The organism is Streptococcus sp. Marseille-Q6488 (assembly GCF_946902925.1).
Classification (GTDB): domain Bacteria; phylum Bacillota; class Bacilli; order Lactobacillales; family Streptococcaceae; genus Streptococcus.
This window is the reverse complement of sequence record NZ_CAMPPZ010000017.1, coordinates 1-1377: the sequence shown is the minus strand read 5'-3', so window position 1 is coordinate 1377 and position 1377 is coordinate 1. Positions and strand designations below refer to the sequence as shown.

Sequence of the window (1377 nt, the reverse complement as noted above, 5' to 3'; positions counted from 1 at the left end):
CTGGGTTAACTTCTTTAACGTTTTCTTCGATTGCTTTCTTAGTAGCTTCATCTATTCCTTTAGCTGGGTCTACTAATACTTTATCTGCTGGTTTGTTTACGTTGTTTCCTGCTCCTGCTTGGCTTGCGTTATTAACTAACTCAGCTTTCGCTTCGTCTAACTTGCGTTGTGCTTCTGTAACCTTCGCTTGTGCTTCTGATACTTCTGTTGCTGTTGCATTATCACCTTTCTCTGCTACTGCTTGCGCCGCTGCTTTCGCTTGCGTTATATCATTTTGCGCTTCAGCTACTTTATTATTGTATGCTGTAACACTGTTTGGTGTTTTGTTTGTTGTATCTGCTCTATTGTCTAATGCCGCTGCTTCTTTTGATAATTTGTCCTTAGCTGGCGTTGTTGCTGCATTGTTCAACGCTGTTGTTGCGTTTTCTAATTTCGTTTTAGCTGCTTCTACTTTATTTAATGCAGTTCTTACTTGTTCTGCTGTCGCATTGCCATCTCCAATTACAGTTTCTGCGTCTTGCTTAGCTGTTTCTGCGTCTTGCTTAGCTGTTTCGTACGCTGTTACTTTGCTTTGTGGTTTGTCCACTTTGTCTGCATTTGCTGCTATCGCTGCTGCTAATTCATCTTTAGCTGTTGTTAAGCCTGATTTGTTTTCTACAGCTACTAACAGTTTCTTAGCTTCGTCTAATTTCTCTTGTGCTGCGGTTACCTTCGCTTGTGCATCTGATACTTCTGTTGCTGTTGCATTATCACCTTTCTCTGCTACTGCTTGCGCCGCTGCTTTCGCTTGCGTTATATCATTTTGCGCTTCAGCTACTTTATTATTGTATGCTGTAACACTGTTTGGTGTTTTGTTTGTTGTATCTGCTCTATTGTCTAATGCCGCTGCTTCTTTTGATAATTTGTCCTTAGCTGGCGTTGTTGCTGCATTGTTCAACGCTGTTGTTGCGTTTTCTAATTTCGTTTTAGCTGCTTCTACTTTATTTAATGCAGTTCTTACTTGTTCTGCTGTCGCATTGCCATCTCCAATTACAGTTTCTGCGTCTTGCTTAGCTGTTTCTGCGTCTTGCTTAGCTGTTTCGTACGCTGTTACTTTGCTTTGTGGTTTGTCCACTTTGTCTGCATTTGCTGCTATCGCTGCTGCTAATTCATCTTTAGCTGTTGTTAAGCCTGATTTGTTTTCTACAGCTACTAACAGTTTCTTAGCTTCGTCTAATTTCTCTTGTGCTGCGGTTACCTTCGCTTGTGCATCTGATACTTCTGTTGCTGTTGCATTATCACCTTTATCTGCTACTGCTTGCGCCGCTGCTTGCGCTTGCGTTATATCATTTTGCGCTTCATTTACTTTATTATTGTATGCTGTAACACTGTCTGGTG

1 pseudogene is annotated in these 1377 nt (G+C 41.3%); it reads right to left on the bottom strand.

The window, feature by feature from the left end:
• A pseudogene (locus OVN23_RS08430) lies at window positions 1-1377 on the bottom strand (YSIRK signal domain/LPXTG anchor domain surface protein); the annotation flags it as partial.